The sequence below is a fragment of the Mesorhizobium sp. L-8-10 genome, from assembly GCF_016756635.1.
Lineage (GTDB): Bacteria > Pseudomonadota > Alphaproteobacteria > Rhizobiales > Rhizobiaceae.
On sequence record NZ_AP023263.1, the window covers coordinates 6,922,976 to 6,949,753 of the forward strand.

General features: G+C 65.6%; 23 protein-coding genes. 11 read left to right on the top strand and 12 right to left on the bottom strand.

Annotated elements, in window-relative coordinates:
• Position 1 precedes the first annotated feature (1 nt).
• On the bottom strand, positions 2 to 556 hold the full coding sequence (gene rsmD / locus JN280_RS32400) for a 16S rRNA (guanine(966)-N(2))-methyltransferase RsmD (protein ID WP_202308305.1): 555 nt from the start codon (positions 554 to 556) through the stop codon (positions 2 to 4).
• Positions 537 to 2,543: a pseudouridine synthase gene (locus JN280_RS32405; RefSeq protein WP_202308306.1), complete on the bottom strand. Its 2,007-nt coding sequence runs from the start codon at positions 2,541 to 2,543 to the stop codon at positions 537 to 539. Before JN280_RS32405 ends, rsmD begins: the two co-directional genes overlap by 20 nt.
• A 76-nt stretch (positions 2,544 to 2,619) precedes the next feature.
• On the opposite strand from JN280_RS32405, the gene JN280_RS32410 reads away from it, so the two are divergent.
• Positions 2,620 to 3,072: a nucleoside deaminase gene (locus tag JN280_RS32410; RefSeq protein WP_202308307.1), complete on the top strand. Its 453-nt coding sequence runs from the start codon at positions 2,620 to 2,622 to the stop codon at positions 3,070 to 3,072.
• Positions 3,073 to 3,138: 66 nt separating this feature from the next.
• Here JN280_RS32410 and JN280_RS32415 read toward each other — a convergent pair whose 3' ends face one another.
• From JN280_RS32415 to JN280_RS32435, 5 genes are all read right to left on the bottom strand, one after another.
• The gene (locus JN280_RS32415; protein WP_244742399.1) at positions 3,139 to 3,858 is read right to left on the bottom strand and encodes a hypothetical protein; all 720 of its coding nucleotides are present in this window, start codon (positions 3,856 to 3,858) and stop codon (positions 3,139 to 3,141) included.
• Positions 3,859 to 4,075: 217 nt separating this feature from the next.
• Positions 4,076 to 7,036: an isoleucine--tRNA ligase gene (gene ileS, locus JN280_RS32420; protein WP_202308309.1), complete on the bottom strand. Its 2,961-nt coding sequence runs from the start codon at positions 7,034 to 7,036 to the stop codon at positions 4,076 to 4,078.
• A 330-nt stretch (positions 7,037 to 7,366) separates the two neighbouring features.
• A complete protein-coding gene (locus JN280_RS32425) occupies positions 7,367 to 8,275 on the bottom strand; it encodes a MipA/OmpV family protein (RefSeq protein WP_244742402.1) in 909 nt (302 codons plus the stop codon).
• Positions 8,276 to 8,339: 64 nt separating this feature from the next.
• On the bottom strand, positions 8,340 to 9,323 hold the full coding sequence (locus JN280_RS32430; protein WP_202308311.1) for a bifunctional riboflavin kinase/FAD synthetase: 984 nt from the start codon (positions 9,321 to 9,323) through the stop codon (positions 8,340 to 8,342).
• A 14-nt stretch (positions 9,324 to 9,337) separates the two neighbouring features.
• A complete protein-coding gene (locus JN280_RS32435) occupies positions 9,338 to 10,198 on the bottom strand; it encodes a TIGR01459 family HAD-type hydrolase (RefSeq protein WP_202308313.1) in 861 nt (286 codons plus the stop codon).
• Positions 10,199 to 10,538: 340 nt separating this feature from the next.
• On the opposite strand from JN280_RS32435, the gene JN280_RS32440 reads away from it, so the two are divergent.
• Both JN280_RS32440 and JN280_RS32445 read left to right on the top strand, forming a co-directional pair.
• A complete protein-coding gene (locus tag JN280_RS32440; protein WP_202308315.1) occupies positions 10,539 to 12,494 on the top strand; it encodes a TadE/TadG family type IV pilus assembly protein in 1,956 nt (651 codons plus the stop codon).
• A gap of 146 nt (positions 12,495 to 12,640) precedes the next feature.
• On the top strand, positions 12,641 to 13,273 hold the full coding sequence (locus JN280_RS32445) for a LysE family translocator (protein ID WP_202308317.1): 633 nt from the start codon (positions 12,641 to 12,643) through the stop codon (positions 13,271 to 13,273).
• A 101-nt stretch (positions 13,274 to 13,374) separates the two neighbouring features.
• Here the strand turns inward: JN280_RS32445 and JN280_RS32450 are convergent, their stop codons facing one another.
• The 3 genes from JN280_RS32450 to JN280_RS32460 are packed head-to-tail and all read right to left on the bottom strand — an operon-like array spanning position 13,375 to position 16,599.
• The gene (locus JN280_RS32450) at positions 13,375 to 14,913 is read right to left on the bottom strand and encodes a DHA2 family efflux MFS transporter permease subunit (protein ID WP_202308319.1); all 1,539 of its coding nucleotides are present in this window, start codon (positions 14,911 to 14,913) and stop codon (positions 13,375 to 13,377) included.
• 46 nt (positions 14,914 to 14,959) lie between these two features.
• Positions 14,960 to 16,111, bottom strand: a complete 1,152-nt coding sequence (locus JN280_RS32455) for an HlyD family secretion protein (RefSeq protein ID WP_202308320.1) — start codon at positions 16,109 to 16,111, stop codon at positions 14,960 to 14,962.
• Positions 16,108 to 16,599: a MarR family winged helix-turn-helix transcriptional regulator gene (locus JN280_RS32460; protein WP_202308321.1), complete on the bottom strand. Its 492-nt coding sequence runs from the start codon at positions 16,597 to 16,599 to the stop codon at positions 16,108 to 16,110. Before JN280_RS32460 ends, JN280_RS32455 begins: the two co-directional genes overlap by 4 nt.
• Positions 16,600 to 16,851: 252 nt before the next feature.
• Here JN280_RS32460 and groES point away from each other — a divergent pair, with 252 nt between their 5' ends.
• The 4 genes from groES to JN280_RS32480 all read left to right on the top strand — a co-directional run bounded on the left by groES (position 16,852) and on the right by JN280_RS32480 (position 20,947).
• Positions 16,852 to 17,148, top strand: coding sequence for a co-chaperone GroES (gene groES, locus JN280_RS32465; protein ID WP_106772100.1), 297 nt, complete (start codon positions 16,852 to 16,854; stop codon positions 17,146 to 17,148).
• Positions 17,149 to 17,210: 62 nt separating this feature from the next.
• Positions 17,211 to 18,854, top strand: a complete 1,644-nt coding sequence (gene groL / locus JN280_RS32470; RefSeq protein ID WP_202308322.1) for a chaperonin GroEL — start codon at positions 17,211 to 17,213, stop codon at positions 18,852 to 18,854.
• Between the two features lie 295 nt (positions 18,855 to 19,149).
• Positions 19,150 to 20,130, top strand: coding sequence for an SGNH/GDSL hydrolase family protein (locus tag JN280_RS32475; protein ID WP_202308323.1), 981 nt, complete (start codon positions 19,150 to 19,152; stop codon positions 20,128 to 20,130).
• A gap of 295 nt (positions 20,131 to 20,425) precedes the next feature.
• Positions 20,426 to 20,947 (top strand): class I SAM-dependent methyltransferase, encoded by a 522-nt coding sequence (locus JN280_RS32480; protein WP_202308324.1) that lies wholly within the window; start codon positions 20,426 to 20,428, stop codon positions 20,945 to 20,947.
• Positions 20,948 to 20,969: 22 nt separating this feature from the next.
• Here JN280_RS32480 and JN280_RS32485 read toward each other — a convergent pair whose 3' ends face one another.
• Positions 20,970 to 21,560: a TetR/AcrR family transcriptional regulator gene (locus JN280_RS32485; protein ID WP_244742406.1), complete on the bottom strand. Its 591-nt coding sequence runs from the start codon at positions 21,558 to 21,560 to the stop codon at positions 20,970 to 20,972.
• Positions 21,561 to 21,655: 95 nt separating this feature from the next.
• Between JN280_RS32485 and JN280_RS32490 the strand changes: the two genes are divergently transcribed.
• The 4 genes from JN280_RS32490 to hisG all read left to right on the top strand — a co-directional run bounded on the left by JN280_RS32490 (position 21,656) and on the right by hisG (position 26,127).
• Positions 21,656 to 22,432, top strand: coding sequence for an NIPSNAP family protein (locus JN280_RS32490; protein ID WP_202308325.1), 777 nt, complete (start codon positions 21,656 to 21,658; stop codon positions 22,430 to 22,432).
• A gap of 167 nt (positions 22,433 to 22,599) precedes the next feature.
• A complete protein-coding gene (gene hisS, locus JN280_RS32495; RefSeq protein ID WP_202308326.1) occupies positions 22,600 to 24,096 on the top strand; it encodes a histidine--tRNA ligase in 1,497 nt (498 codons plus the stop codon).
• Between the two features lie 208 nt (positions 24,097 to 24,304).
• Positions 24,305 to 25,426 carry an ATP phosphoribosyltransferase regulatory subunit gene (locus tag JN280_RS32500; RefSeq protein ID WP_202308327.1) on the top strand — a complete coding sequence of 374 codons (1,122 nt, stop codon included), beginning with the start codon at positions 24,305 to 24,307 and terminating at the stop codon, positions 25,424 to 25,426.
• Complete coding sequence (gene hisG, locus JN280_RS32505; protein ID WP_202308329.1) at positions 25,423 to 26,127, top strand: ATP phosphoribosyltransferase; 705 nt, start codon at positions 25,423 to 25,425, stop codon at positions 26,125 to 26,127. The genes JN280_RS32500 and hisG overlap by 4 nt, the downstream gene beginning before the upstream one ends.
• A gap of 125 nt (positions 26,128 to 26,252) precedes the next feature.
• On the opposite strand, the gene JN280_RS32510 is transcribed toward hisG, so the two are convergent.
• A complete protein-coding gene (locus JN280_RS32510; RefSeq protein ID WP_274609108.1) occupies positions 26,253 to 26,699 on the bottom strand; it encodes a DoxX family protein in 447 nt (148 codons plus the stop codon).
• Between the last annotated feature and the right edge of the window lie 79 nt (positions 26,700 to 26,778).

Here is a 26,778-nt window from a genome sequence, read left to right on the forward strand (position 1 = left end):
CTCAGGCCGCTTCGATGAAGCGGATGACCGTCTCGCCGTAGCTGCGTTCGTCGGCGATGCTGAAGCCGGGACCGGGATCGAAAGCCGCGGCGGCGGCCTCTTCGACGACGCAGAGCGCGCCCGCGAGCAACCAGCCGCCCTGGCGCGCGGCCTGGAGGGCGCGCTCGCCGAAACCCTTGCCATAGGGCGGATCGGCGAAGATGAGGCCGAATGGCTGGATCGTGCCGGCTTCGCCGAGGCGAGTGGCGTCGCGGCGAAAGATCTTGGTCCGGCCCTGCAGGCCGAGCGCCTCGACATTGGTGCGGATCAGGCCGCGTCCTTCCGCGCTTTCCTCGACGAACAGGCAGTGGCCGGCGCCACGCGACAGCGCCTCCAGGCCGAGCGCGCCGGTGCCGGCGAAGAGGTCGAGCACCCTTGCGCCCTCCAGGCGATCCGCGAAACGGTGGACGAGCATGTTGAAGACCGCCTCGCGGGTGCGGTCGGTGGTCGGGCGGATGGCGTTGTCGCGTGGCGTGACGAGCGGCCGGCCGCGAAACTCACCGCCGACGATCCGCATCGTTCTTCCCCCGCCGTGGTCCCTTGCCGCCCGGCCCGCCCTTGTCTGCCCCCTCGCCCCGACGCGGAGAAGAGGCGGAACCCTTCGGATCGCCAGCGCCCTTGCCCCTAGGCTTCTCGGTCGCTGCCGTTTTTCCCTGCGGCCGGGCGCCGGGCGCCATCCAGACATTGGCCCTGCGGGCGCCGGGAGGATCGATCGGCCGCTGCTCGCGCTCGCCGGACTTCTTCGGTCCCCGCTCCCTGCCGGGCTCGGCTTTGCCGCCGCCGAAGCCGCCGCGTTCCGGGCGGGTCGACAGTCTGGACAAGGCATCGTCGCGGCTGTTTTCGCGGCGCTTGCGCGCCTTGATCAGCCCGCCCTCGCCGATCGGCGCCGCCATGGGGTCGCGCGCGGCGCGGAGGCGTTCGGGTCGTTCTTCGCGACGCTCGGACAGCACAGGCTTGTTGGAGAAGGGCTTGGCGATCGGCGCATCGAAATTGGCTCCGGACTCCTCGATCAGCCGCTCGCCGAGCTGGTCGCGCAGCATCTTGCCCTTCAATTCCTGCACGGCGCCTTCCGGCAGTTCGCCGAGCTGGAACGGTCCGTAGGAAATGCGGATCAGCCGCGTGACGTCGAGGCCGAGCGCGCCGAGGATGTTCTTGACCTCGCGATTCTTGCCTTCGCGCAGGCCGATGGTCAGCCAGGCATTGGTGCCCTGCTCGCGGTCGAGCGAGGCTTCCACTGCACCATAAAACACACCGTCGACGGCGATGCCGTCCTTCAATTCGGCCAGCGCCTTCTCGTCGACCTTGCCATGGACGCGCACGCGGTAGCGTCGCAGCCACCCGGTCGCCGGCAACTCGAGCACCCGCGCCAGCCCACCGTCATTGGTGAGCAGCAGCAGGCCTTCGGTGTTGATGTCGAGCCGCCCGATCGTCATCAGCCGCGGCAGGTCGGCGGGCAGCACGTCGAACACCGTCCGGCGGCCTTCGGGATCGCGGTTGGTGGTCACGAGACCGGCCGGCTTATGGAAAAGGAAAAGCCGGGTCCGCTCGATCGGCGGAATTGTCGTGCCGTCGAGTTCGATCGTGTCGTCGGGCATGACGTTGAAAGCCGGCGACGAAAGCACCTTGCCGTTGACCTTGACGCGGCCAGCCGCGATCAGTTCCTCGGCGTCGCGACGCGAGGCAATGCCCGCGCGGGCGAGACGCTTGGCGATGCGCTCCCCAGGCTCCGTCGTCTCGGTCTTGCGGAAACGGACGCTATCGCCGGAGGATCGCTTTTCGAATGGCCTGCCCTCGGGTCGGGGACCAGCTCGGAAAGGTCTCTCGGCGCGTTGCGGCCGCGCCTCGCCGGTCGCGCCCCGCTCCTCACGCTCGCGACGGCCCGGGCGCTGATTGCCACGGCCCTCAGAGGTTTTTCGCTCGGGACGCGGTCCGCTCCTGAAAGGCTTGTCGCCGCGCTCCGCACCTTCGCCGGATGACGCGCGGTCGCGGAAGGGCCGGCGTTCACCGTCACCGCGTCCTTCGAAGGGCTTGCGTTCGGGGCGCGGGCCGCGCTTGAAAGGCTTGTCGCCGCGCACGGCGCCTTCGCCCGAAGCCGCACGATCACGGAACGGCCGCCGCTCGCCATCGCCGCGTCCTTCGAAGGGCTTGCGATCGGGACGCGGGCCGCTCCTGAAAGGCTTGCCGCCGCGCTCGGCGCCTTCGCCCGAAGCCGCACGATCACGGAACGGCCGCCGCTCGCCATCGCCGCGTCCTTCGAAGGGCTTGCGATCGGGGCGCGGGCCGCTCCTGAAAGGCTTGCCGCCGCGCTCGGTGCCTTCGCCCGAGCGCTCGTCGCGCGAGAATGCACGCTTGGCGCCGCGCGGCGCGCCGTCTTTCCCCTCGCGCTTGACGAAGGGCTTCTTGGCGCCGTCGCGGAAAGGCCGGCCGCCCTTCGCCGGGCCACCACGCGGGCCGCCTGCTTTCGAGCCGCCTTTGCGGGGAGTTTTTTTCCGATCGTCGTCCATTCGGCCTTTGCCTTTCCGGGCGGGGTGTAGCAGTAACGTTCAGGCCGCGCGAGGGAAATGTCACGAAGAGAATTCCATGACACGACCGGATTTCATAGCTCTGGCTTTCGCCGAGGCGGAAGCTGCAGCACGACGTGGCGAAGTGCCGGTGGGCGCGGTCCTCGTCTCCGACGGCGAAGTCGTGGCAAGGGCCGGAAACCGCACACGCGAACTCAACGATCCGACCGCCCATGCAGAGATGCTGGCGATCCGTGAGGCCGCCGCAGCGCTTTCGGCCGAGCGGCTCAACGGCGCCGACCTCTACGTGACGCTGGAACCCTGCGCCATGTGCGCGGCGGCGATCTCCTTCGCCCGCCTGCGCCGGCTCTATTTCGGCGCCGCCGACGAGAAAGGCGGCGGCGTCGTCAACGGGGTGCGCTTCTTCTCGTCGCCGACCTGCCACCACGCGCCGGAGGTTTATTCCGGCATCGGCGAGGTCCGGGCATCGACGCTGCTGAAGGAATTTTTCCGGGACAGGCGCAACGGCTAGGCATGCAAGCGGCAGGTTTCGCCCGATCGGAACCGAACCGATGGCCTGCTTCACGCTATGTTTTGGTCAGAGACCTGGAATCCAGTCGGTCCAGCTCGATCCCTTCTTGGATTCACGCTTCTGCCGCCGATCCTTCTTCCACTCGTCTTCGCCGACATCGTTCACGGGGGCGGTATCTGCCGGCTGGCGATAGGTCAGCGGCGGCTCGCTGAGATATCTGCGCGTTGTGGGGCTGCCCTGCCTGCTTTCGGCGAGGCGCTTGTTGAATTCCTCGCGCTCCTTGCCGTCTGCGACATCGCCCTCATTGTTGAAATTGCCGCGCTCGTATTTCGCCCGCGAGACGACGCCCTGGTTCGACCGGCCTGTCCGCCCACCGGCACCAACCGGATCGGGTTCAACCTCGAAATTGCCGCGCTCGCCATAGCGGGCTTTCGACGTGACGCCCCCCTTCGTCGACGCGACGTCGCTCTGGATCGGGGAAGAGCGTCCCTCCTCGGCCGCGGCGGTCGCCTCGGCGAAGACACGCTCGCGACGCTGCTCGGGCGATTCCGGCCAGGCTTCGCTGCCTGCGGTGATACTCTGCTGAGGTGCCGGCAGCGATTCCTTTTCTCCAGGCGCGGGCCTGACGAGTGCCGGCCGCGGCTTGTAGTCGATCTTCGGCTTGTCCTTGTTCGGTGCGATCGAAAGCACGCCGGTGACGTCGGACAGGAGCTGCTCGTGGGCGGGTGTGCCCGTGCCATAGGTCGGCGAGCCCATGCAGCCGGTCAATGCAAGAGCCGAAACCATCAACGGCGCCGAAACCGACAAGCGCGCGTGCCACTGCCTCATGCGGTAAGTCCCACCAGAAACCGCCTCTCGCTGGAAAAACGGATGCTATCGCAAAATAATTAACCACTGCTCTTCGCCCAAAAATCCGGCGACAACGTGGCATGACGAGGTCTCGGCGGCTTTTACCCCAAGCCGCCGAGAAGGGCAACGACCGGTCAGGCCGGTCGATTTCCGGTCAGATCCGCCCCAGCGCCCGGAGTTCACGGAGCGCCGCGGCGTCGCGCGCCGAGACATCCGGGAATGCCGGATCGGCGCCGACATCGTCGGTGAAGCGCCAGGACCTCGCGCATTTGCGGCCCGATGCGAGGCCCGGCACCACGGCCACGCCCTTCACCTCGTCGAGCGTGAAGGCGTCACCCGAAACCGGCTTGTCCGACACCGAAATGTCGCTTGTGATGCTGATCTCGGCGAGATCGAGACCGTCCAGCGCCTGCAAGAGTTCCGCATCGGTGATATGCACGACGGGCGCCGCTTCCAGCGAGGAGCCGATCGTCTTCTTCGCCCGCTCGATCTCGAGCGCGCCGGTGACGACGCGGCGGACCTGGCGGACCTTGCGCCACTTCTCGGCCAAGGCCTCGTCCTTCCATTCGGCCGGGACCACACGGAACTGTTCGAGATGCACCGAGCGCGCCTCGGGGTAACGCTCGAGCCAGGCCTCCTCCGTCGTGAAAGGCAGCATCGGCGCCAGCCAGGTGACCAGACTGTCAAACAGATGGCGCACCACCTCGACAGCCGCCTTGCGCCTGACGCTGGACGGCGCGTCGCAATAGAGCGCGTCCTTGCGGATGTCGAAATAGAAGGCAGACAGGTCGACCACCATGAAGTCGAGCAGCGCCCTGGCGATCCGCTTGAAATCGAAGGCGTCGTAGCCGGCGCGCACGAGTTCGTCGAGCTCGGCGAGGCGGTGCAGCATCAGCCGCTCCAGCTCCGGCATCTCGCCGAGCGGCACGCTTTCGCCCGTATCATGGGCGAGCGTGCCGAGCATCCAGCGGATCGTGTTGCGCAGCTTGCGATAGGCGTCGATGTTGGTCTGCAGCACGTTCTTCCCGAGCCGCTGGTCTTCCCAATAGTCCGTCGTCGCAACCCACAGCCGCAGTATATCGGCGCCGGACTGCTTGATCACGTCCTGGGGCACGACGGTGTTGCCGAGCGACTTCGACATCTTGCGGCCTTCCTCGTCCATGGTGAAGCCATGGGTGACGACCGTGTCGTAAGGCGCGCGACCACGCGTGCCGGAGGCTTCGAGCAGCGAGGAGTGGAACCATCCGCGATGCTGGTCGGAACCCTCGAGATAGACGTCGGCGGGCCATTTGAGGTCCGGACGGTCCTCCAGCGTGAAGACGTGGGTGGAACCCGAATCGAACCAGACGTCGAGGATGTCCATTACCTGCGTCCACGGCTCGTTGGCGCGGCTGCCCAGGAAGCGCTCGCGGGCGCCCTCGGCGAACCAGGCGTCGGCGCCCTCGGTCTCGAAGGCCTCCATGATGCGGACGTTGACCTCGGCGTCCTTCAGCACCTCGCCGTTCTCGTCGGCGAAGATGGCGATGGGCACGCCCCAGGCGCGCTGACGCGAAAGCACCCAGTCCGGCCGCTCCTCGATCATGGCGCGAAGCCGCGTCTGGCCGCCCGCCGGAACGAAACGGGTGGCGTCGATCGCCGCAAGCGCCCTGTTGCGCAAGGTGTCGGGAGACGGCCTCGGGGCGCCGGGCTCGAGGCCGAAACCGTGCAGTTCCTTGTCCATATAGACGAACCATTGCGGCGTGTTGCGGAAGATCACCGGCTTCTTCGACCGCCAGGAATGCGGGTAGGAGTGCTTCAGGCGACCGCGTGCGAACAGCATCGAATGCACGATCAGCGCATCGATGACGCATTGGTTGGCATTGCCCTTCTTGCCGTTGTCGTCGATGACGCGCGCCGCCCCGCCTTCGCGGTCGGGCCCGAAGCCCGGCGCATCCTTGGTGAAAAAGCCGGCATCGTCGACCGTGAAGGGCAGCCGCGTGTTGATGCCGCGCTTGACGAGCGCGGCGGCCGCTTCCATCCAGGCGTCGAAGTCCTCGCGGCCGTGGCCGGGCGCCGTATGCACGAAGCCGGTACCGGCATCGTCGGTGACATGGTCGCCGGCGAGCATCGGCACCGGGAACTCGTAGCCGCCTCCGAAACCCTCGAGCGGGTGTGCGAGTGTGATCCCGGCGAGTTCCTCGGCCGGCACGGTGCGCAAGCGACGGTACTGGAGCTTTGCCTTGGCGAATGCCTCCTCGGCCAGCGCATCTGCGAAGATCAGCCGTTCGCCCGGCCGCGGTCCGAAATCGTTCTCGGCGGCGGTCGCCTCATAGAGGCCGTAGCTGATGCGCGGCGAATAGTTGACCGCCCGGTTGCCGGGGATCGTCCAGGGCGTGGTCGTCCAGATGACGACGAAGGCACCGTCGACACCGTCCTGCCCAGCTCTGCCGCCACTCGCCGCGACCGGGAACTTCACCCAGATCGTATCGGACTCGTAGTCCTGATACTCGACCTCGGCCTCGGCCAGCGCAGTGCGCTCCACCACGCTCCACATCACCGGCTTGGAGCCGCGATAGAGCTGGCCCGACATGGCGAATTTCAGCAGTTCGCCTGCGATCCGCGCCTCGGCGTGATAAGCCATGGTCGTATAGGGGTTGTCGAAATCGCCGACCACGCCGAGCCGCTGGAACTCCCCGGTCTGCACCTTGATCCAGTGGGCGGCGAAGTCGCGGCATTCCCTGCGGAACTCGTTGACGGGAACCTCGTCCTTGTTCTTCCCCCGGGCGCGGTATTGCTCCTCGATCTTCCACTCGATCGGCAGGCCGTGGCAGTCCCAGCCCGGAACGTAGTTGGAATCGTAGCCCCGCATCTGGAAGGAGCGGGTGATGATGTCCTTCAGCACCTTGTTCAGCGCGTGGCCGATATGGATGTTGCCGTTGGCATAGGGCGGGCCGTCATGCAGCACATATTTGCTGCGCCCAGCGGCGTCCTCGCGCAGCCTGCGGTAGAGATCCATCTCCTGCCAGCGCTTGACCAGCAGCGGCTCCTTCTCGGGCAGCCCGGCCCGCATCGGAAACTCCGTCTGCGGCAGATAGAGCGTCTTCGAATAGTCGATCTTCTCGGCGGTGTCGGTCATCGTTCTGCCATATGCATTGCCGGCGGCGAAAAAGCCTCAGGCGTCCAACTATCATGATTTGAAGAAAGCGCGAGAGGGCGCGCAAAAATCCCGGCGGCTCCGGCGACCGTCAGGCCGCCCGGAACACCGGGCACGTAATTCGTATCGCGAAGGGCGCGAAGCTCGTCATGGCCGCGCTATTTAACGGAAGGAGGCCGCGAAGGAAAGGCCGGAACCCTACTGTTGTGCGAGATCGTGTGGCCTATCGCTGCGAACTCCAGCACGGCGCCGACGGCCGGGCGCAGGCCACCTGCTCTCGTCCCCGTATCAGCACGTGCAACTGCGCGGCGACTACAGCGAGAAATCGAATCGATAGGTCGCCGAAAGGCCAAGAAGGAACTGGTTCGGCGAACCGCGCTCCTTCACCAGGCTCGACGCAGCGGCCGGCCCTTGCAGCCGCGCATATTCGCCGAACAGGCTGGTCGTGATCTTGTCGGTGGTCTTCCAGGTGACCGCGCCGCCGACGCCGACCGACTCCAGGCCAGCGCCGGGGTCGTAGGCGCTGAGGCCAGTCGCGGCGGCACCGGCCGCATCGACGCCGTAATAGGTCTCGAAATAGTCGCTGGTCGCGACGGAGAGGCGCGGGCCGCCGGAAACGCGCACTGTCGGCGTGACGTCGGCGAAGGCGTCAACCTGGATGTCGCCGACGATGGCGTCATGGGCGCGGATGCCGCGTCGCACTTCACCGCGCACACGCAGCCAATGCGTCGGATAGACTTCCGCGAAGCCGCCAACCTCGGCACCCCATTCCACCGGCTGCAGGCCGGCGAGGTCGTCAGATTCATCCGTGCTGCGCTCAAAGACGATCTTGCCGGTGGCACCGGCACGCACGGCACCGGTATCGATGAAGGCGATGGAGATATTGTCGTTGCGGGACGAGAATCGTGTTTCGGTGCCGGCACGTCCGAGCGACACGAGCGGCGACACCCCGAGCAGATATTTCCTGGCGCCCTCATATTCGGGTGCGATGAATCCCGACGCGCCGACGGTCAAATACCAGTCGCCGGAGAACCAGTTCTCGCCCGCATGGGCGCACGAAACCGACAGCACGAGACAAAGGCCGGGCAACGCACGACCCAATAGACGCTTCGACACGATGAACAGCCCCGCGCTCCGTTGCAGGCCGAAGAGTTGCGCGTCGGCGACGGCTGCCCCCTTGACCTTTGACCGCATCGATCCGGTGACAACCAGAAGATGCATCAATCGCCCCGTTCTGCGGCAGCTCGGTAAAATTTGGATTAAATGCGCGCGGTCCGGTCGACGGTCAGGGAAAGGCGACAGTCAGGTCGAGCGCCGACAGCGGCCGCACGCCTGACAACAGGGCCCGGGCCTCGGCCTCGTCGCGCTTCATCTGCGCGACGAGGGCGTCGAGCCCATGGAACTTCTCCTCGCCGCGCAGATAGCCGAAGAAGGAGACGGAACAGACCTCGCCATAAAGATCGCCCTCGAAGTCGAAGACGAAGGTCTCCAGGAGCGGCGCGCCATCATCGTCCACCGTCGGGCGCCGCCCGAAGCTTGCGACGCCGTCATGGAGCGCCCCATTGGCCCGGCGGAAACGCACGGCGTAGATGCCGTGCTTGAGCGCCACGCTCGGAGTGAGCTTCATATTGGCCGTGGGAAATCCCAGCGTACGGCCGAGCTTCCTGCCGCCGGTTACTTCCGCCTCGACGGTATAGCGGTAGCCCAGCAATCCGGCAGCTTCCGCGACTTCGCCATCGGCAAGAAGCTGGCGGATACGGCTCGACGAGATCACTTCCGTCCCTTCGTCGCGGAAGGCGTCGACCAGGGTCACCCCGAAGCCGTGCTTTTCACCCGACGCCATCAGGAAGGCCGGACCGCCCTGCCGGTCCTTGCCGAAATGGAAGTCGAAACCGGTGACGGCGTGACTGATGCCCAGCCCGCGGTCGAGCACGCCGGTGACGAAATCTTCGGCCGAGTTGGAGGCGAAGCTGCGGGTGAAGCCCTGTTCCACGACCGCGTCGAAGCCGAGTTCGGCGATGAGCCGTGCCTTGACCGGCGGGGGGGTGAGGATGAACAGCGGCACATCCGGCCGGAACACGGTGCGCGGGTGCGGCTCGAAGGTCAGCACCAGGGCCGGAACGTCGCGGCGCCTGGCTTCGGTGAGCGCACGGTCGAGAACCGCCTGATGGCCGCGATGCACGCCGTCGAAATTGCCGATTGCCACCACACCGCCCCGCAATTCGCCGGGCAGCGCGGACGGATCGCCGATGCGTCGGAAACGGGGCACCGCTGTCGTTCCTTCTATCTCAGTCTCGGTATATAGGCGACCGGCTCGTGGCCGTGCTTTTCGAGGAAGGCCGCCAGCAGGGCGGCGTCGGGCGAATCGGGATCGCCATAGTCGCGGACATGGATGCCGGCCGTGACGAAGAGCACGTCGAGGCCGTTGGCGACCGCCCCCTTCACATCGGTCAGAACGCCGTCGCCGATAGCCAGCACCTCATCGCGGCCGACCGGCCGCCCCAGCACGTCGGACGCGGATTTGAGCGCGACGTCATAGATCGGGCTGTGCGGCTTGCCGGCGATCGACGTGCGGCCGCCGAGCTGGCCATAGTCCCGCGCCAGCGCACCGGCGCACCACAGCAGCCTCTCACCCTTCTCGACGACGATATCGGGATTGGCGCAGATGAACGGGAGATCGCGGGCGCGCAGGCGGCGCAGCAGCTCCGCATAATCGTCGGGCGTCTCGGTGTCGTCGTCGACGAGGCCGGTGCAGACGACAACCGAAGCCTCGAAGTCCTCGACCAGCTCGACGTCCAGCCCATCGAAGATCGGCAGGTCACGCTCGGCGCCGATATGGAAGATCCGCCGTGGCGCCTCCGCGATCAGGTCGCGCGTGACGTCCCCCGAGGTGACGATGCCATCCCAGGCATCGGCGGGCACGCCGATCGCAGCGAGTTGGGCGACCACGCTGGGGCTGGGGCGCGGCGAATTGGTGATCAGCACCACGGCCAGCCCCTTCCTGCGCGCCGCCGCGAGGGCCGCCGCAGCCTCCATGGAGGGCTGAACGCCATTGTGCAGGACGCCCCAGACGTCGCAGAAGATGGCCGCGTAGCGGCCGGTCAGTTCGTCGAGGGATCCTATCGCGGGCGGCGTGGCTGCCATGCTGTCTTCCAAGTCTTGCCGCGTCGTTCCTCCGGCAGGTCTCCGCCATTCGGAAGGCACCACGCGAATGTCCAATAGCCCAGGCTCGCACGGGACGTGGCGCTTCGGCGCCCCGGCCGGCGGGACGCAGGCCCGCAGGGATTAGCCGAACGCGCCCGGCCTGTCACCAGCTTTCCGGTGGCGGAAGTCTCATGGATCCGACGGAGCCGTCCGACCGAGGATCCGCCATGGTGAACAAAGGCTGAAGAAGCACCCTCGTTTTCGAGCTATCTTCAAAACTCGGAATTCAAGTATTTCTGCGATGACTTCCGGCGGTATCGGGCTGTCTTGGGGTAAGGCAATGATCCGTCGGTTCCTGCGGGACATACGCGGCAACTATGCGATGATGACCGCCATCGCGACAGTGCCGATCATGGGCGGCCTGGCGCTGGCCGTCGACTACGGCCAGATGAGCCGCCAGCGGCACGACACGCTCAACGCACTTGATGCGGCCGGCATTGCGACGGCGCACCGGATCCTGTCGGGCGCGACGGAGACCGAGGTCAAGGCCTATGCCAAGGATTTCTTCGAAACCAATCTCGGTTCGGTCAGCCCGGAGGATGCGACGCTTTCGATCGTGCTGCCGCAGAACAATACCGGCGGCGGCACGCTGAAACTCAGCGCAAAGCTGAAATACCGGCCCTATTTCTTTCCCGCCTTCGCGGCGCTGATCGGCAAGACCGACGCGGACGGCACGACGACGCTGGCGATGAACGCGCAGTCGGAGGTCCGGCTCAAGAACACGCTCGAGGTCGCACTGGTCCTCGATAATTCCGGCTCCATGAACTACACCGGCAGCGGCACGGGGCAGCAACGCATCACCCTGCTGAAGGCTGCAGCCAAGCAGCTTATCACGACGCTTTCCAAGCAGGCGGTAATGATGAAGCAGGTCGACAAGCCGGTGCAGTTCGGGCTCGTGCCTTTCGCGGCATCGGTCAACATCTCCCCTTCCAGCGACAACGAGCCGTGGATGGACACGACGGGCATCTCGCCGATCCACCATGAGAATTTCGACTGGACTTGGATGGATTATGCAAAAAATCCAAAGAAGTACGCGGAGTTCTCGGGCGGCGTCTGGTACAAGCGGGGCGTGGATTGGGGGGCTTCTCAGGACCGGCCTCTGACCCGTTTCAGCCTCTATGCCGACATTACGGCCGAAACCGATCGCGAGGCTATTCCCAATACGAGTCGCCGCGTTTGCGCCAAGCCCAGTTCGGACGGCAACTCGTGCGAGAGGTATAAGAACGAACCCGAATACATCTACGAATACGGTCCTTATGCGAGTTGGCAGGGCTGCGTCGAGGCGCGGCCGTCGCCCTACAACAACAATGACGCGACACCGACAACGTCCAACCCCGCAACGCTTTTCGTGCCGATGTTCGCGCCGGACGAACCGAAGCATCTGTGGTTCGACACAGATCGTGACGGCATGCCTAATCTCTTCGACAAGTCGAGCTTCGGCTACAACAACAACTGGTGGAGCGACTGGGACGACAACTCCGACGCCAAGTCGCGCCTGAAGGACCCGCGCAAATATTTTCGTGTGAAGCCCTACGGCACTGCTTCCGCCGGCTCCGGCTATGGCCCCAACTTCTCCTGCACGACCAATCCGATCACCCCGCTCCAGGACATCACCGTGGCGGAGGGCGAGAAGACGATTGTCGATGCGATCGACGCCATGGTGCCCAGCGGCAACACCAATGTGCCGGAGGGCACGGCCTGGGGCTGGCGCGTCGTTTCCAGCGGCGCGCCCTTCACAGAAGGCCGCAAGGAAACCGAGAAGGGCAACGACAAGGTCGTGATCGTGCTGACCGACGGCGCCAACACCTATGGCGACCTCGGGAGCACCGACCCCGCCGAGTTGCGCTCGACCTACGCGGCCTATGGCTACACTGGCCAAAAATACGAAGCCGCCAGCATAACCCGCCTGTTCATGGATACGAGCAGCAACGTCGGCAAGACGAGCTACGACTCCTCCAACTATACGCGCGCCCTCGACGAGCAGATGCAGACGGTCTGCACCAACGCCAAGGCGGCGGGCGTGATCATCATGACGGTGTCGCTCGACCTCAGCCTGTCGAAGTCCAGCGAGAAGAAGGCGATCGAAGCGCTGGAGGCCTGCGCGTCGGAATCGCGCTTCCGCAAGGGTGACGACGGCAAGCCGAAGAAGCTCTATTACAACGCCACCGGGAGCGATCTCGCGGAAAAGTTCAAGGAGATCGCCGACGAACTGTCGAACCTGCGGATCGTGAGTTGATCGGCCGGCGCCTCCTTGGACACTGGATTTTTCTGGAATACCCGTTTGGTCGAAGCTTTTTCCAGCGCGGAGGCATTTCGCGCCGATAGCGATCTTGCCCGGCACTTCCGGCATCGGCATAGTCGCGCCTCTTGCGGGGACCTCCAATGCCGGAACCGACCAATCTCGTCGCCTTTGCCCTGATCGCGCTCGGCATGGTGCTCACGCCGGGGCCGAACATGATCTACCTGATCTCGCGGTCGATCTCGCAAGGCCGCATGGCCGGGCTTGTCTCGCTCGGCGGAGTGGCGCTCGGTTTCGTCTTCTATCTGGTCTGCGCGGTCTTCGGCATCACCGCGCTGCTGCTGGCCGTGCCCTACGCCTATGACGCGCTGCGCTTCGGCGGGGCGCTCTACCTCCTGTGGCTGGCCTGGCAGGCGGTACGGCCAGGCGGCCGTTCGCCCTTCCAGGTCAAGGACCTGCCCAAGGACAGTCCGTGCCGGCTGTTTACGATGGGTTTGCTGACCAATCTGCTGAACCCCAAGATCGCGGTGATGTATCTTTCGCTGCTGCCGCAATTCGTGACGCCCGACAATGGCAGTGTGCTCGGCCAGCTCCTGATGCTCGGCGCGATGCAGATCGCGGTCAGCGTGACCGTCAACGCCATCATCGCGGTGATGGCCGGCTCGATCGCGGCGTTCCTCACCGGCCGGCCGTTCTGGGCGATCGTCCAGCGCTGGCTGGTGGGCATGGTGCTGGCCGGGCTGGCTGTCAGGATGGCCACAGAGGCCCGGCGGTAGGGGTTCGCGATTGACCTCCAGCGTCATGCCGGCCCGGGGCACAGATCTGCTGACAGAGCCATGTTGAAGACCGCGACAGTGGGACGACCGTCGGTCGCCGCTCAGTCCATATGTGCCGCCGGTGCGCCGCCCTGCGCCGGCGCCCGGGGCTTGCGCAGCAGGAACACCAGCGGCATGGCGCAGAGCGTGACGATCATCATCAGCTTGAAGTCGTCGACATAGGAGATCATCAGAGCCTGCTGGGTGACGAGGCCGTTGAGCTGGGTGAGTGCGGCGGGGTCACCGCCCGCGGCAGAGGGCGACGATGCCCACAGGTTCGGGTTGAAGGGCGTGATGGCTTGGGCCAGCTCGGCATGATTGATCTGCGTGTTGCGCGTCAGGACGACGATGACGATCGAAATGCCGATCGACGAACCGATGTTGCGCACGAGGCTGAAGAGCGCCGTCGCGTCGGTGCGGAAACGCGCGTCCAGCGTGGCGAAGGCGACCGTCGACAGCGGCACGAAGACCAGTCCCAGGCCAAGCCCTTGGACGACGCCGCTCTCGATGATGAGATAGCTGTCCATCTGCGGCGAGAAGCCGGTCATCACGTAAAGCGAGTAAGCCGTCAGCACGAGCCCGGTCACCACCAGATAGCGGGCGTCGACGAGCCGCACGAGGCGACCGACCAGGATCATCGAGATCATCGTGCCGACGCCGCGCGGGGCCATGACGAGGCCGGTGGTGATCGTCGGATAACCGAAGATGTTCGACAGCATCGGCGGCAGCAGGGCGAGGCTGGCCAGCAGGATGACACCGATGACGAAGATGAACACCAGGCCGGTCACGAAGTTGCGGTCGGCGAAGATCTTGCGGTCGATGAAGGTGTTCTCGCCGGTCGCCAGATGGATCACGAAGACCCAGAAGCCGGTGAGCGAAAGGCCGAGCTCGATCCAGATTTCGGGCGAGGAGAACCAGTCGACCTCGGCGCCCCTGTCGAGCATGAGCTGTAGCGCGCCGACACCGAGCGACAGCATGGCGAAGCCGAAGAAGTCGAAGCCGCGCAGGCGCCGGGCGACGGAGGGCAGATAGGCGGCCGAGCCGAGCAGCGCGATGATGCCGACCGGCAGATTGATGAAGAAGACCCAGCGCCAGTTGAAGCTCTCGGTCAGCCAGCCGCCCAGCGTCGGACCGATGATCGGGCCGACCATGATGCCCGCACCCCACATGGCCATGGCCTGGCCGTGGCGCTCCTTGGGGTTGATGTCGAGCAGGAAGGTCTGCGAGAGCGGCACGATCGCCGCCCCGAACACGCCTTGGAGCAGGCGGAAAAGCACCATGCTCTCCAGGCTCCATGACATGCCGCAGAGCATCGACGTGATCGTGAAGCCGACCACCGAAACGAGGAAAAGCTCCTTGCGGCCGATCCGGTCGGACAGCCAGCCCGTGACCGGCGTCATGATGGCGGCCGCCACGATATAGGAGGTCAGCACCCAGTTGATCGTGTCCTGGGACGCACCGAGGTCGCCAACCATCGAGGGCAGCGCGACATTGGCGATGGTGGTGTCGAGCACCTGCATCACCGTCGCCAGCATGATCGAAATGGTGATCAGCCCGCGATGGGGGACGTCTTCGGCGCTTCGGGTCGAGGACTGGCTCATGGCAGCATCCCTGTCGGCCGGAAAGGGATCTCCGGCCGGGGAAAACCTATTCCGCCGCGTTGGCCGAGCCGAGCAGGCTGCCGAAGCCGCGGCTGACGCCGGTGTCGACAGATACCGTAGCGCTCATGCCCGTGCGCAGCGCGAGATCGGCTCCCGCTGTGTCGAGCTTGAGCCGCACCGGGATGCGCTGCGTGACCTTGACCCAGTTGCCGGTGGCATTCTGGGCAGGCAGCAGCGAGAATTCGGCTCCGGTGCCCGCGCCGATCGCTTCCACCGTCGCCTCGAAGGCGTGGCCGGGATAGGTGTCGAGCACGATCTCGGCCTTCTGCCCGGGCTTCATGTTGGTGAGTTGCGTCTCCTTGAAATTCGCCTCGACCCAGGTGTCGCCGGTCTCGACCAGGCTGAACAGCGGCGTGCCTGATGCAACGAACTGGCCGAGCTTGAAGGACGAGGCCTGCGAGACCATGCCGTCGGCGGGTGCCCGCACCGTGGTCTGGCTCAGCGCATAGGCGGCCTTGTCGCGCGCGGCGAGAGCCGAAAGCACGGCCGGATGCTTGTCCGTCGCGATGTCAGGGTCGCCGCCGATCGCGGCGCGCGCGCTGGCGATGCCCTGCCGGGCGGCGGCGTGTTCCTCACGCGCCTTATCGACGTCGCGTTGCGCGGCATCGAGCGTGGCCTTCGCGCTGATGCCCTTGTCGGCGAGATCGGTGATGCGGTCGAACTGCGCCTTGGCATAGTCGAGTTCGCCCGACGCCACACGCTCCTGGGCGACTGCTTGGCTATAGGCCGCGCGCAGTTGCTCGACCTGAAGACGTGCTGCGGCGAGGGCCGCGTTGGCCTCGGAGAGCGCAATGCGATAAGGCTCCGGATCGACGACGAAGAGCACGTCGCCGGCCTTCACCATCGCATTGTCGGCGACGTCGACCTCGACGATCCGACCCGTCGCTTCCGAGGCGATCGACACCCTGGCCTGCCGCAGATTGGCGTTCTCGGTTTCCTGGTAGCGTCCGCCGGTAACCCAGACATAACCGCCGCCCACCACGAGCGCGACAGGCAGCAGGGCCATAAGCAGCGCGCGACCGAGCTTGCGCCTCGGCGCCGGCTGCACGAGCTGCAGCGACGTCACCGGCGCCGGCGTTGCCGGCGCTTCCGATCTCGCCGCGGGACCGGCCTCGTTCACCTTCTCCACCGCACTCATGCCTTTTTTTCCTTCGCCACATCCTTCGCCGGGCCCGGCTCCGCCGACGGCGGCGTCTCGCCGTCGGAGAGATTGTCGACGATCGCGACAAGACCGTCGATCGTCGCCTTCCGGGCCTGAGGCGAAAGCCCCGCCAGGGCATCCTCGTAAACTTCGCCCGCCATGCTCTTGACCTCGGCGAACGCCGCGCGGCTCCTGGCAGTCGGGAAGATCATGCGCACGCGGCGATCGTTGGCGTCCTGGCGGCGTTCGATCCAGCCACCTTCTTCCATGCGGTCGAGCAGACGGGAAACGCTGATCGGCTCGATTTCGAGCAGTTCGGCGAGCCGCGCCTGCGCGACACCCTCCTCCTTCACCAAGCGCACGAGCAGCCGCCACTGGGCCGCGGACAACCCATAGCCGCTGGCCCTCGCCTCGAAGCGCTTGCGCAGCAGACGCGCAGCGTCGTGGAGGAGGAAACCGAGCCTTTCGATGCCTTCCGTTGTCATGAGCGTGATATATAATGAGCGTGCTTATTATTCAAGTGGCCGGCTTCGTCACAACCGCTCGATCGACGCTTTGCGCAAAACGGTTCCCTCCGCCGCGCTTTCCTTCGCAAGTTTTGGCTCTACATGCTTGACTCCAAAAAACCCAGCCACTATCTCACCGCCACGTTGGCACTCCTCTCGGGTGAGTGCTAACGATAGTCCGGGCCACCGGACGGAGGATTTCTCTCAACATCCGATCGAGGATCTAACAAGATGGCAAAGTCGAAGTTCCGCCCGCTTCATGACCGCGTGGTCGTTCGCCGGGTCGAATCCGAGGAGAAGACCAAAGGCGGCATCATCATCCCCGACACCGCCAAGGAGAAGCCGCAGGAAGGCGAGATCATCGCCGTCGGCTCGGGCGCCCGCGACGAGAGCGGCAAGCTGGTTCCGCTCGATGTCAAGGCCGGCGACCGCGTCCTGTTCGGCAAGTGGTCGGGCACCGAAGTGAAGCTCAATGGCGAAGACCTTCTGATCATGAAGGAATCCGACATCATGGGCATCATCGGCTGATCACGCCCAAGACATCCGCACCATCAATCTGAATTTCGGGCCAATTGCCCAGGAGCTTAAACATGGCTGCAAAAGACGTAAAATTCTCCCGCGACGCCCGCGAGCGCATGCTGCGCGGCGTGAACATCCTCGCCGACGCGGTGAAGGTCACGCTCGGCCCCAAGGGCCGCAACGTGGTCATCGACAAGTCGTTCGGCGCGCCGCGCATCACCAAGGACGGCGTCACCGTCGCCAAGGAGATCGAACTCGAGGACAAGTTCGAGAACATGGGCGCCCAGATGGTCCGCGAAGTCGCTTCGAAGACCAATGACATCGCCGGCGACGGCACCACGACCGCGACGGTTCTCGCCCAGGCGATCGTCCAGGAAGGCGCCAAGGCGGTGGCCGCCGGCATGAATCCGATGGACCTGAAGCGCGGCATCGACCTTGCCGTCGCCGACGTGGTCGCCGACCTCATCAAGAAGGCCAAGAAGATCAAGACCTCGGAAGAGGTTGCCCAGGTCGGCACGATCTCGGCCAACGGCGAAGACGCGATCGGCAAGATGATCGCCGAGGCCATGCAGAAGGTCGGCAACGAGGGCGTCATCACGGTCGAGGAAGCCAAGACCGCCGAGACCGAACTCGAAGTCGTCGAAGGCATGCAGTTCGACCGCGGCTACCTCAGCCCGTATTTCGTCACCAACCCGGACAAGATGGTCGCCGAGCTGGAAGACGCCTACATCCTTCTCCACGAGAAGAAGCTCTCCAATCTCCAGGCCATGCTGCCGGTCCTCGAGGCCGTCGTGCAGACCTCCAAGCCGCTCCTCATCATCTCGGAAGACGTCGAGGGTGAGGCGCTCGCCACGCTCGTCGTCAACAAGCTGCGTGGCGGCCTGAAGATCGCCGCCGTCAAGGCTCCGGGCTTCGGCGATCGCCGCAAGGCCATGCTCGAGGACATCGCGATCCTCACCGGCGGCCAGGTCATCTCCGAAGACCTCGGCATCAAGCTCGAGAATGTCGGCCTCAACATGCTCGGCCGCGCCAAGAAGGTGTCGATCTCCAAGGAGAACACCACCATCGTCGACGGCGCCGGCAAGAAGGCCGAGATCCAGGGCCGCGTCGCCCAGATCAAGCAGCAGATCGAGGAGACCACCTCCGACTACGATCGTGAGAAGCTCCAGGAGCGTCTCGCCAAGCTGGCCGGCGGCGTTGCCGTCATCCGCGTCGGCGGAGCGACCGAGGTCGAGGTCAAGGAGAAGAAGGACCGCGTCGACGACGCCCTCAACGCGACCCGCGCGGCCGTCGAGGAAGGCATCGTTCCGGGCGGCGGCGTGGCCCTGCTGCGCGCTTCGGCCGGCCTGAAGTCTTCGGGCGTCAATGCCGACCAGGACGCCGGCATCAACATCGTGCGTCGCGCCCTGCAGGCTCCGTGCCGTCAGATCGCGGCCAATGCGGGCGCCGAGGCTTCGATCGTCGCCGGCAAGATCCTCGAGAACAAGACCGCGACCTTCGGCTACAACGCCCAGACGGGCGAGTATGGCGACCTGATCGCGCTCGGCATCGTCGACCCGGTCAAGGTCGTGCGCACCGCGCTGCAGGACGCCGCTTCGGTCGCCGGCCTGCTGGTAACCACCGAGGCCATGATCGCCGAAGCCCCGAAGAAGGACTCGCCGGCTCCGGCGATGCCCGGCGGCGGCATGGGCGGCATGGGCGGCATGGACTTCTAAGAAGTCCATCAGCACGCCCATGAATCGACTATGCTCAAGCCCGCCAAGCGGGCTTGAGTGGCGGCATGGACTTCTAAGAAGTCCATTCTGTCACAGAAATTCGGAAAGGGCGCCTCTCGGCGCCCTTTTTCTTTGGCGACTGCGCAACAGAAGGCTTCTTTCCTTCGACCCAGGAAGAATTATCAAGATCGATCAACCCGGGCAAGCTGAAGTCCTCCCGCCTACACTTCAAGAACCCAGTGAATGCTGTATACTTCCCTTACGATCTTCGATCGATCGACCACAGGAGGGACGCATGGCCGCCGCAAAATCTTCCGGAAAGCGCATCACACTTGACCAGCTCAAGAAACGCGCCGCCAAGGGCACGCTCACGGACAAGGATCTGCGATCCTACTTCAGGCTGGACGAATACAGGAGCAAAGCCTTCGCCCCGGCAATCCAGCTCGACTATGCTCGAGTGGACACCGACGGCAAGGAACTGCCCGATCGGGAAGTAGCCGAAATCTTCAATCAGGCAACGAGCACCCGGCGGGAGAAGCCAGCCCCTTCGCAGGAGGCGCCCGCGGCCCCGGTCAAGATACTCGTGGAGGGCGATTCCTGGTTCAATCTGCCCGATATCTTCATGCCCAGGGACGCGGTCGACATCCTGCGGGAAACCTTCAACGTCTCAAGCGTGGCGATGTGGGGCGACACGCTGGAGAACATGCTCAAGCAGAAGCAATATGTGCAGAAGCTCGAATCCGGAAATTTCCGGCATTTCCTGTTCTCGGGCGGCGGCAACGACGTGCTGGGCTCGATCGGCAAATATGTGAAGACGCGGACTCCGGGAGACACCGATCCGGCGCATGCGCCCGGCTACGTAAAACCCTCCTTCACGAGCAAGGTCAAGGAGATCATTTCCGGCTATCAGGAACTCGCCGACGACGTGCGGCAGGCGCGAGGCTCGCGGACCGTGCTCTACGTTCACGCATACGCCAACGCCATTCCCAAGCCGAACGGCAGATATCTCGGACGGCGGCTGGAGGCGCTGGGCTTCGATCCCGCCACCGTCGGGCCGCTCGCCAGGGCGATCGTCGCCCACATGGTGGGGAGGTTCAACGCCGCGCTCCAGAGTTTCGCCGCGGCACGCGCCAATATCGTCTATGTCGATCTGAGGACGAAGGTGACGGCTGCCGGCGACTGGCACTCGGACGAAATCCACCCCAGCACGAGGGGCGCCAGGAAAGTGGCGACCGCTTTTGCCGGAGCGATCGGTGCGAATTCGCCCGCTGTCTGAGTGGCAAGAGCTTCGGCCGGGACGACTTTTGTGCCGATCGGCTCGGATCACCGGAACACTTTCGCCGCAGTGGCTGCAAGCCGATACGCGATAGCGTCTGCGGGTCCATTTCGACCTGTCGGAGGACAGGTTTTGAACGGCCGAAAGGTCTACGATGACGACGAGTCACCTCTTCGCGCGCTCCGGGCCGCCCGCGGAAGCGTCATGAGGTTGCGACTTCCTCGCGCCGGAACGATCGCCTAGCCTGCCGGTACGCCCTTCGGGCGACGTGGTTGAGGAGGGGAAGCATCTACATATGGCCGACAAGACTCCCGAAAGGCTCGAATGGGCGGCCGCGACGCTGGCGCCTGGGCCCGCCGACCATATCCTCGAAGTCGGATGCGGCCATGGCGTGCTTCTCTCCCTGCTTGCTGAGAGGCTGACGACGGGAACGATCACTGCGATCGACCGCTCCGACAAGATGGTCGCCGCAGCGCGTGCGCGCAACGCCGGCCACATCGCCTCCGGCAAGATCGCGATCCGGCAGGCGGAACTGGCCTCGGCGGATTTCAGCGGCAAGACCTTCGACCGAATCCTTGCGGTCAACGTCAATGTGTTCTGGCTGAAGCCGGCCCGCGAACTGGCGGCCCTGCGGCGGCTCATCGACGCCGAGGGCAAGCTCTTTCTGTTCTTCGAACCGCCCTCGCCCGCCCAGGCCGAGCCCATCGCGGAAAAGCTCGCCGCGAACCTCGAAGCCAACGGCTTCCGGGTCGCGCACAAGACCTTCATCGTGCTCGGCTCCGCGCAAGGGGTCTGCATCGTCGCAAACCCGGCGTGAGGCACTCCACCCTTACTTCGGATTAATGCGCGGCCACGCCGCACATCCTGAGCGGGCCTGCGTCCTGCATGGTCTTGGCCATCGCCATCGCTCCGGAATAAGTGGCGACGACCAGGACGGCAAAGCGTTCCGGATCGGTGTCTTCCTCGCGGCCCGCTTGCTGGTCCGAGCGGATCTTGTCGGCGAGCGCACCGCGCCAGCGTGCAAGGACGTCGGCCAGCGCGGCGCGGAACTCCGGGTCGGCGAGCGACAGTTCATGCGCCAGATTGTTGAGCGGGCACCCGCGGACAAATCCTTGACGGTCCAGTTGATCAGCCACTGACGTGAACACATCCTTCACGCCCTGGCGCGCCGACGGCGCTGCTTCGATCGGCCGTATCCAGGTGTCCTCCACAGCCCCGGCGACACGTTCGCGGATGACGGCGAGACCGATCGCCTTCTTGGTCGGAAAATGGTGGTGCAAGGCGCCGCCGGTGACGCCGGCGCCCTGCATCAGATCCCCCAGACTGGTGGCATGGTAGCCCTTCGCCTGGAAGGCCTCCTCCGCGACGTCAAGAACCTTGCGGCGCATGGCTTCGGGGTCGTTGGTGCGCATTCTCGGCGTCTTCGGCATGGCAGTATCCTGTTGGAGCCCACAAATATCAGATTGACAAAACCGGGCAACCGGTCTGTTTTAAACAGGTCAACCGGTTTGTTTTGGAGGAACAGATGAGTCATCCTGAAATGAGCGGAGTCGGCCGGTGCGCGCCGGTGGTCGAGCTTCGTGAATACACGCTCCGCCCCGGCGGACGGGAGAAGCTGATCAGGCTCTTCGACCGCGAATTCGTCGAGACGCAGGAGGAGACCGGAATGAACGTCGTCGGGCAGTTCCGCGACCCTGATCGACCGGATCGGTTCGTCTGGCTGCGCGGCTTCGAGAGCATGGAAACGAGACGGCAGGCCCTGGCCGATTTCTATGGCGGCCCAGTCTGGGCCGCGCACAAGGACGAGGCCAACGCCACCATGCTCGACTCCGACAATGTGCTGCTCCTGCAGCCGGCCTGGGCCGGCGCCGGCTTCGACCTCACGGGCCGGGCGCGAGGCCCGCGCGAGGATTCGGCCCCGACGCCTGACGAAGGAAGCCCGGCGGTGCTGGTCAGGGTCCACCATATCAGACAGGAAGCAACCGAGGATTTTGCCACGGCATTTAGGGACGAGGCGGCTCCGCTTCTCGCCCGGCTCGGCGCGCCGCTGGCCGGGATCTTCGTCTCGAACCATGCCGAGAACACTTTTCCGCGTCTTCCTGTGCGGGAAGGCGAAAACGTGCTGGCGACATTTCAGGAGTTCGCCGGCACCGACGCGCTCGATCGCCATCGTGACGCGACGGGCGACGATGCCGGCTGGCGCGCAATCGAGACACGGCTCGCTCCATACCGCAGCCGTAGGCCGGAGGATTTCCGGCTATTGCCCACCGCACGCTCGCTGCTGGGGAGGCCGACGGCCTGACCCGGCCGCTCCGCCGCGTCCGGGGCGGCCTTTGGCGTTTCGACCCGTCCGCCCCGAGCCGCGCCCTTGCCGCTCCCGGTCGCATCGGTTAGGACACCCCGCGAAGGAAAAAGGGGGGTTCCCCGTATCCGACGGCATTTCAAGGACAGGACGCTGGCGAGTAAACCATGGCCGACAGATCGGAAAAAATGAAGGCGCGGCTGCCGCGCGGTTTCGTCGATCGGTTTGCCGAGGATATCCGCGCCGTCGAACGGATGATGGCCAGCATCCGCGAGGTCTACGAACTCTACGGCTTCGAGCCCGTCGACCAGCCGCTGATCGAATATACTGACGCGCTGGGCAAGTTCCTGCCTGATCAGGACCGCCCGAACGAAGGCGTCTTCTCGTTCCAGGACGACGACGAGCAGTGGCTGTCGCTGCGCTACGACCTGACCGCACCGATGGCCCGCTTCGTGGCGGAGAACTTCGAGCGCCTTCCCAAGCCTTATCGCAGCTACCGTTCCGGCTGGGTGTTCCGCAACGAGAAGCCGGGACCCGGTCGCTTCCGCCAGTTCATGCAGTTCGACGCCGACACGGTCGGTACCCCCGGCGTGGCCGCCGACGCCGAAATGGCGATGATGATGGCCGACGTGTTGGAGGCGCTCGGCATCAAGCGCGGCGACTATGTGATCCGCGTCAACAACCGCAAGGTTCTCGACGGCGTGATGGAGGCGATCGGCCTCGGCGGGGACGACAATGCCGGGCGACGACTGACGGTGCTGAGGGCCATCGACAAGCTCGACAAGTTCGGGCCGGAGGGCGTGCGGCTCCTGCTGGGGAAGGGCAGGCTCGACGAAAGCGGCGATTTCACCAAGGGCGCCGGGCTGGACGATGTCCAGACTGCGCAGGTCATGTCGGTCGTCGAAAGGCAGGCCGGATCCGCAGGCGGCGATATCGCCGCGATCGCGGAAGCCAGCGCCACGGCCAGGGCCGGCTTCGCCGAGCTCGACGAGATCGAAGCTCTGGTGCGCGCGGCCGGCTACGGGCCGGACCGCATCAAGATCGACCCGTCCGTGGTGCGCGGCCTCGAATATTACACCGGCCCCGTCTATGAGGCCGAGCTGCTCGCAGAGATACCCAATGACGAGGGACAGATCGTGCGTTTCGGCTCGGTCGGCGGCGGCGGGCGCTATGACGGGCTGGTCTCGCGCTTCCGCGGCGAGCCGGTGCCGGCGACCGGCTTCTCCATCGGCGTGTCGCGCCTGATGACGGCGCTGAAGAACCTCGGCAAGCTCGACATCTCCGACGTGGTCGCACCTGTCGTCGTGCTGGTCATGGACCGGGATACCGAGAGCCTTGGCCGATACCAGAAGATGGTGGCGGAACTTCGCGGCGCGAAGATCCGTGCCGAGCTCTATCTCGGCGGCGCCGGCATGAAGGCGCAGATGAAATATGCCGACCGTCGCGGAGCTCCATGCGTCGTCATCCAGGGCGGCGACGAGCGCGCCACCGGCACGGTGCAGATCAAGGACCTCGTCGAAGGCGCACGGCTCGCCGAAGAGGTCACCGACAACAAGGCGTGGCGCGAGGGTCGCCCGGCTCAGATCAGCGTGGCGGAAGGCGAGATGGTGGCCGCGGTGAAGACGATCCTCGCCGCGCAGGCGGAAGAGCGGGGTCGCGCATGACATGCGATTCGCTTCCCCTCCCCCTTGAGGGGAGGGTGGCCGCCCACGGGTCTTGCCTCCGGCAAGCCCGAGGACAGGCTCCGCGGCCGGGCGGGGTCGCCTCCGCTAGGCGCGACCTCTATTTGGCGCCGAGCACTGCTGCGTGCACCCCCTCTGGCTGCTGCGCAGCCATCTCCCCCTCAAGGGGGGAGAGAGCGGCGTACCTCTCATGACCCCACGCTATCCCGCCTTCGCGCCCGATATCCAAAAACTGTTCGCCGAGCGCGGCGCGGTAGCCGTCGACGTGCCGGTCATCCAGCCGGCCGATCCCTTCCTCGACATGGCGGGCGAGGATTTGCGCCGCAGGATCTTCCTCACGGAAAGCGAAACCGGCGCGACCTTGTGCCTGCGCCCGGAATTCACCATTCCCGTCTGTCTCGACCATATCGCCAGCCAGGCGGGCACCCCCCGCCGCTATTCCTATCTGGGCGAGGTGTTCCGCCAGCGCCGCGAAGGCGGCAACGAATTCTTCCAGGCCGGCATCGAGGATCTCGGCGACACCGACACGCCGCGCTCCGACGCGCGGTCGCTGGCCGACGCCCATGCCCTGCTGGCGCTCGCTTTGCCGGACCATGCCTTGCAGATCGTGCTCGGCGACCAGACGGTGTTCGAGGCGGTGCTCGCCGCGCTCGGTCTGCCACGCGGCTGGCGCATGCGGCTGGCGCGGGCTTTCGGCTCGACGGCGTTGCTGGAGGCCGCGCTCGCCGACCTCGCCAATCCGACCCGCAACGGCGAACTGCCCGCTTCGGTCGCCGCTCTCGTCGCCGAAGGCGACCCCGAGAGGCTGGCAGCCCATGTCGCGGCCGGCATGGAGGCCGCAGGCCTGTCGTCCTCGGCGGGTCGCACGCCGGCCGAAATCGCGCGCCGTCTCATCGAAAAGGCCGAGTTGAGAAGCGTGCGCCTGTCGAGCGAAGCTTTCGACGCGCTGAAGGATTTCCTTGCCATCAAGGCGCCTCTCGACCGGGCCGCGGGCGCGCTCGCCGGTTTCGCCTCCGCAGCCCGGCTGTCCCTGGGGGCAGCACTCGACAATTTCGCAGCCCGCGCCGAGGCGATCGCCGCTCACGGCCTTTCCGCCGACACGATCATTTATGATGCGGCCTTCGGCCGGCCCCTCGACTATTACACCGGCCTCGTCTTCGAGATTTCGGCCGGCGGCACGGACCGGCCGCTGGTCGGCGGCGGCCGCTACGACCGGCTGCTCACGCTCCTGGGCGCCAAGGAGGCCATTCCCGGCGTCGGCTTCTCGGCTTGGCTCGACCGCATCGGAGCTTTGCGCGAGGACGGACTATGAGCCTGACGCTGGCGCTGCCGTCCAAGGGACGGCTCAAGGAACAGGCGCTCGAAGTGCTGGCCGCGGCGGGGCTTTCCGTCGTTCTGCCCGACGACGAGCGCAAATACCGTGCCCGCATCGAAGGGCGCGACGACATCGACATCGCCTTCCTGTCGGCGTCCGAAATCGCCGGCGAACTGGGAAGCGGCTCGGTCGACCTCGGCGTGACCGGCGAGGACTTGCTGCGCGAGACCGTCGCGAATTGGGAAGACCGCGCCGCGATCTCGGCCCGGCTCGGCTTTGGCCGGGCCGACGTGGTGGTGGCGGTGCCCGATATGTGGTTCGACGTCGACACCATGGCCGACCTCGACGACGTCGCGGCGATCTTCCGGCAGCGTCACGGCCGGCGCCTGCGGATCGCGACGAAATACTGGCGGCTGACGCAGCAGTTCTTCTCGCAGAAGCACGGTATCCAGGTCTACCGCATCGTCGAGAGCCTCGGCGCCACCGAGGGAGCGCCGGCCGCGGGCTCGGCCGACATCATCGTCGACATCACGACCACCGGCTCGACCTTGCGCGCCAATCATCTCAAGATCCTGTCCGACGGCGTCATCCTGGAATCGCAGGCCTGCCTGGTGTCATCCAGGAAGGCCCGGGACACGCCCGAAGAGGCCCTTTTGGCGGACATTATCGCGAAGGTTGCGGCAGCGGTAGACGCCTGAGCGCTTCGCCCCCGCAGACCCGAACTCTCTTCCCCGACAGGCTCCCCGCTCCAAGGCCGAGCATTCAACACGCAAAAGGCCCGGATCTCGCGACCCGGGCCCTTTTGTGGGAGCCGAACAATCTGTCAGGCGTAGGCGGCTGCACCACCACGACGGGCGTCGACCGACAAGGCGCCGGGACCGGCGACGAAGAGCGCCAGCAGGCCGCCCGCGATGGTCACGTTCTTCATGAACATTATCATCTGCATCTGATCGGCCGGGGCGTAGTGGAAGACGAGGCCGGTGAACACGCAGAAGGCGGCAAGAAGCAGAGCGGCTGCCCTGGTCTGGAAGCCGACGAGGATGGCGATGCCGATAAGCGTCTCGAAGATTGCCGCCAGCCAGGCCAACGCCGTTCCCGCCGGCAGGCCGACCGAGCTTATGTAGCCCGCCGTGCCCTCGATGCCGCCGAACTTCTGCAGGCCCGAGAGGATGAACATGATCGAAAGAAGTAAGCGACCGACAAGAAGGATGAGGTTGTTCGACATAAGACTCTCTCCGGTGGAAGGATCGTAGGTCTGAACTACCCGAATTCCATTCCAGCGGCGAGCCGGCAATTTCCGAACGCTTCGTTCAACGTAGGTGAACGATCGCTGAAGATCGTTCACCTAC

What these genes read in the sequence shown, in the direction of transcription:
- hisG (WP_202308329.1), top strand. Translation starts at nt 25,423, where the DNA reads ATGAGCCTGACGCTGGCGCTGCCGTCCAAGGGACGGCTCAAGGAACAG.
- JN280_RS32490 (WP_202308325.1), top strand. Translation starts at nt 21,656, where the DNA reads ATGAGTCATCCTGAAATGAGCGGAGTCGGCCGGTGCGCGCCGGTGGTC.
- JN280_RS32500 (WP_202308327.1), top strand. Translation starts at nt 24,305, where the DNA reads ATGACCCCACGCTATCCCGCCTTCGCGCCCGATATCCAAAAACTGTTC.
- JN280_RS32435 (WP_202308313.1), bottom strand. Translation starts at nt 10,198, where the DNA reads ATGGCAGCCACGCCGCCCGCGATAGGATCCCTCGACGAACTGACCGGC.
- JN280_RS32440 (WP_202308315.1), top strand. Translation starts at nt 10,539, where the DNA reads ATGATCCGTCGGTTCCTGCGGGACATACGCGGCAACTATGCGATGATG.
- JN280_RS32415 (WP_244742399.1), bottom strand. Translation starts at nt 3,858, where the DNA reads ATGGTTTCGGCTCTTGCATTGACCGGCTGCATGGGCTCGCCGACCTAT.
- groL (WP_202308322.1), top strand. Translation starts at nt 17,211, where the DNA reads ATGGCTGCAAAAGACGTAAAATTCTCCCGCGACGCCCGCGAGCGCATG.
- JN280_RS32475 (WP_202308323.1), top strand. Translation starts at nt 19,150, where the DNA reads ATGGCCGCCGCAAAATCTTCCGGAAAGCGCATCACACTTGACCAGCTC.
- ileS (WP_202308309.1), bottom strand. Translation starts at nt 7,036, where the DNA reads ATGACCGACACCGCCGAGAAGATCGACTATTCGAAGACGCTCTATCTG.
- rsmD (WP_202308305.1), bottom strand. Translation starts at nt 556, where the DNA reads ATGCGGATCGTCGGCGGTGAGTTTCGCGGCCGGCCGCTCGTCACGCCA.
- JN280_RS32450 (WP_202308319.1), bottom strand. Translation starts at nt 14,913, where the DNA reads ATGAGCCAGTCCTCGACCCGAAGCGCCGAAGACGTCCCCCATCGCGGG.
- JN280_RS32455 (WP_202308320.1), bottom strand. Translation starts at nt 16,111, where the DNA reads ATGAGTGCGGTGGAGAAGGTGAACGAGGCCGGTCCCGCGGCGAGATCG.
- groES (WP_106772100.1), top strand. Translation starts at nt 16,852, where the DNA reads ATGGCAAAGTCGAAGTTCCGCCCGCTTCATGACCGCGTGGTCGTTCGC.
- JN280_RS32410 (WP_202308307.1), top strand. Translation starts at nt 2,620, where the DNA reads ATGACACGACCGGATTTCATAGCTCTGGCTTTCGCCGAGGCGGAAGCT.
- JN280_RS32445 (WP_202308317.1), top strand. Translation starts at nt 12,641, where the DNA reads ATGCCGGAACCGACCAATCTCGTCGCCTTTGCCCTGATCGCGCTCGGC.
- JN280_RS32480 (WP_202308324.1), top strand. Translation starts at nt 20,426, where the DNA reads ATGGCCGACAAGACTCCCGAAAGGCTCGAATGGGCGGCCGCGACGCTG.
- JN280_RS32485 (WP_244742406.1), bottom strand. Translation starts at nt 21,560, where the DNA reads ATGCCGAAGACGCCGAGAATGCGCACCAACGACCCCGAAGCCATGCGC.
- JN280_RS32405 (WP_202308306.1), bottom strand. Translation starts at nt 2,543, where the DNA reads ATGGACGACGATCGGAAAAAAACTCCCCGCAAAGGCGGCTCGAAAGCA.
- JN280_RS32460 (WP_202308321.1), bottom strand. Translation starts at nt 16,599, where the DNA reads ATGACAACGGAAGGCATCGAAAGGCTCGGTTTCCTCCTCCACGACGCT.
- hisS (WP_202308326.1), top strand. Translation starts at nt 22,600, where the DNA reads ATGGCCGACAGATCGGAAAAAATGAAGGCGCGGCTGCCGCGCGGTTTC.
- JN280_RS32425 (WP_244742402.1), bottom strand. Translation starts at nt 8,275, where the DNA reads ATGCATCTTCTGGTTGTCACCGGATCGATGCGGTCAAAGGTCAAGGGG.